This is a genomic window from Pseudomonas sp. NPDC087614, from assembly GCF_044743485.1.
In the GTDB taxonomy this organism is placed as follows: Bacteria; Pseudomonadota; Gammaproteobacteria; order Pseudomonadales; family Pseudomonadaceae; genus Aquipseudomonas; species Aquipseudomonas baetica_A.
On sequence record NZ_JBIUWN010000159.1, the window covers coordinates 1 to 3,427 of the forward strand.

2 protein-coding genes are annotated in these 3,427 nt (G+C 56.2%); both read left to right on the forward strand.

Annotation, left to right across the window (positions count from 1 at the left end; genetic code table 11):
* On the forward strand, window positions 1–913 hold a 913-nt coding region (gene clpX / locus ACIOWA_RS27650), incomplete at its 5' end, for an ATP-dependent Clp protease ATP-binding subunit ClpX (protein ID WP_401162898.1).
* Between the two features lie 162 nt (window positions 914–1,075).
* The coding region (gene lon, locus ACIOWA_RS27655) for an endopeptidase La (RefSeq protein ID WP_401162899.1) at window positions 1,076–3,427 on the forward strand (2,352 nt) is incomplete at its 3' end.

A 3,427-nucleotide genomic window follows, 5' to 3' on the forward strand; every position in this document is an offset into this window, starting at 1 on the left:
CTCTGGTAAAACCCTGCTGGCCGAAACACTGGCCCGCTTGCTGAACGTTCCGTTCACCATCGCTGACGCAACCACCCTCACCGAGGCTGGTTATGTCGGTGAAGATGTCGAGAACATCATTCAGAAGCTGCTGCAGAAGTGTGATTACGACGTAGAGAAGGCCCAGATGGGTATTGTCTACATCGACGAAATCGACAAGATATCCCGCAAGTCCGACAACCCGTCGATCACCCGGGACGTTTCCGGTGAAGGCGTGCAGCAGGCCTTGCTCAAGTTGATCGAAGGCACGGTCGCTTCCGTACCGCCGCAAGGTGGCCGCAAGCATCCGCAGCAGGAATTCCTGCAGGTCGACACCCGTAACATTCTGTTCATCTGCGGTGGTGCGTTCTCGGGCCTCGAGAAGGTCATCCAGAACCGTTCCACCAAAGGCGGCATCGGTTTCAACGCAGAAGTTCGCAGCAAGGAAGAAGGCAAGAAAGTCGGTGAGTCCCTGCGAGAAGTCGAGCCTGACGATCTGGTCAAGTTCGGTCTGATCCCGGAATTCGTCGGTCGTCTGCCAGTCCTTGCGACACTGGACGAGCTGGACGAGGCTGCGCTGATGCAGATCCTCACGGAGCCGAAAAACGCTCTGACCAAGCAGTATGCGAAGCTGTTCGAGATGGAAGGCGTGGATCTGGAGTTCCGCTCCGACGCGCTGAAATCGGTCGCCAAACGTGCCCTGGAACGTAAAACCGGTGCCCGTGGCCTGCGTTCGATTCTCGAAGGTGTGCTGCTCGATACGATGTACGAAATCCCCTCGCAGTCCGAGGTGAGCAAAGTCGTCATCGATGAGAGTGTGATCGAAGGCAAGTCCAAGCCACTGTATATCTACGAGAACAGTGAGCCGACTGCCAAGGCAGCACCGGACGCTTAAGCGTCTACGCTGCCGGAACAAAGAAGGGGCCTTCGGGCCTCTTTTTTTTATGTCGTTTTTTACATCCGCTTTGCGCTTGTTTTTTTTCAAGGCAGCCCCCATCTTGGTTTCAAGCTTAATTCCATCTGATTACGGCCATATGGCCGCCGTAGAGGCGAAATCATGAAGACAACCATCGAATTGCCTCTCCTGCCATTGCGTGATGTCGTCGTGTATCCGCACATGGTTATCCCGCTGTTCGTGGGGCGTGAGAAATCCATCGAAGCCCTCGAGGCAGCGATGACGGGCGACAAGCAGATTTTGCTGCTGGCCCAGAGAAACCCGGCTGATGATGATCCCGGTGAAGACGCTCTCTATCGCGTAGGTACCATTGCCACCGTTCTACAACTGCTCAAGCTGCCTGACGGCACCGTCAAGGTTCTGGTCGAGGGTGAGCAGCGCGGTACCGTTGAGCGCTTCAGCGAAGTCGACGGCCACTGTCGTGCCGAAGTCTCCTTGATTGAAGAAGTCGACGCTGCCGAGCGCGAGTCCGAAGTGTTCGTGCGTACACTGCTGTCTCAGTTCGAACAATATGTTCAGTTGGGCAAAAAAGTCCCTGCAGAAGTCCTGTCGTCGCTCAACAGCATCGAAGAGCCGGGCCGTCTGGTCGATACCATGGCCGCCCACATGGCGCTGAAAATCGAGCAGAAGCAGGAAATCCTGGAAATCATCGATTTGTCGGCCCGGGTCGAGCACGTCCTGGCGTTGCTGGACGCCGAGATTGACCTGCTGCAAGTCGAAAAACGCATTCGCGGTCGCGTTAAAAAGCAGATGGAGCGCAGTCAGCGTGAGTACTACCTGAATGAGCAGATGAAGGCCATTCAGAAGGAGCTCGGCGATAGCGACGAAGGTCACAACGAAATCGAAGACCTGAAAAAGCGCATCGACGCTGCCGGTCTGCCGAAAGACGCATTGGCCAAAGCCACTGCCGAGTTGAACAAGCTCAAGCAAATGTCGCCGATGTCCGCAGAGGCCACTGTGGTGCGCTCGTACATCGACTGGTTGGTGCAGGTGCCGTGGAAGGCCCAGAGCAAAGTGCGCCTGGACCTGGCTCGCGCAGAAGACATTCTCGATGCGGATCACTACGGTCTCGAAGAGGTCAAGGAGCGCATCCTTGAATACCTCGCCGTACAAAAACGCGTGAAGAAAATCCGTGGCCCGGTGTTGTGCCTGGTCGGTCCTCCAGGCGTGGGTAAAACTTCGCTGGCGGAGTCGATTGCCCACGCCACAAACCGTAAATTCGTCCGCATGGCCTTGGGTGGCGTGCGTGATGAAGCGGAAATTCGAGGTCACCGCCGGACTTACATCGGTTCGATGCCCGGAAGATTGATTCAAAAGATGACAAAGGTGGGCGTCCGTAACCCGCTTTTCCTGCTCGATGAAATCGACAAAATGGGCAGCGACATGCGTGGCGATCCAGCGTCGGCGTTGCTGGAAGTGCTCGACCCCGAGCAGAACCACAACTTCAACGACCACTATCTGGAAGTCGATTACGATCTCTCGGATGTGATGTTCCTGTGCACCTCCAACTCGATGAACATCCCGCCGGCGCTGCTGGACCGGATGGAAGTCATCCGTCTGCCGGGCTACACCGAAGACGAGAAGATCAACATTGCGGTCAAATACCTGTCGCCAAAGCAGATCGCTGCCAATGGTCTGAAGAAAGGCGAGCTGGAATTTGACGAAGAGGCGATCCGCGACATCATCCGTTACTACACACGTGAAGCCGGTGTGCGTGGCCTTGAACGTCAGATCGCCAAGGTCTGTCGCAAGGCCGTTAAAGAGCACGCGATGGAAAAACGCTTCTCGGTGAAAGTGACAGCAGACTTGCTGGAACATTTCCTCGGTGTGCGCAAGTTCCGCTACGGTCTGGCCGAGCAGCAGGATCAGATCGGTCAGGTTACCGGCCTTGCCTGGACTCAGGTGGGGGGCGAATTGCTAACCATCGAAGCCGCAGTTGTGCCAGGTAAAGGCCAGTTGATCAAGACTGGTTCGCTGGGCGATGTAATGGTCGAATCGATCACTGCTGCCCTGACCGTGGTGCGCAGCCGTGCGAAGAGTCTGGGCATTCCTCTGGACTTCCACGAAAAGCGCGACACACATATCCACATGCCGGAAGGGGCGACCCCGAAAGATGGACCGAGCGCGGGTGTAGGCATGTGCACGGCATTGGTTTCGGCCTTGACCGGCATTCCGGTGCGCGCTGATGTCGCCATGACCGGTGAAATCACTTTGCGTGGTCAAGTGCTGGCCATTGGTGGTCTGAAGGAAAAACTGCTGGCGGCGCACCGCGGCGGAATCAAGATTGTGATTATTCCGGAAGAGAATGTGCGCGATCTGAAGGAGATTCCTGACAATATCAAGCAGGATCTGCAGATTAAACCGGTTAAATGGATTGACGAGGTCCTGCAAATTGCGCTGCAATACGCGCCGGAGCCCTTGCCGGCGGTGGCTCCGGAGATAGTTGCCAAGGAC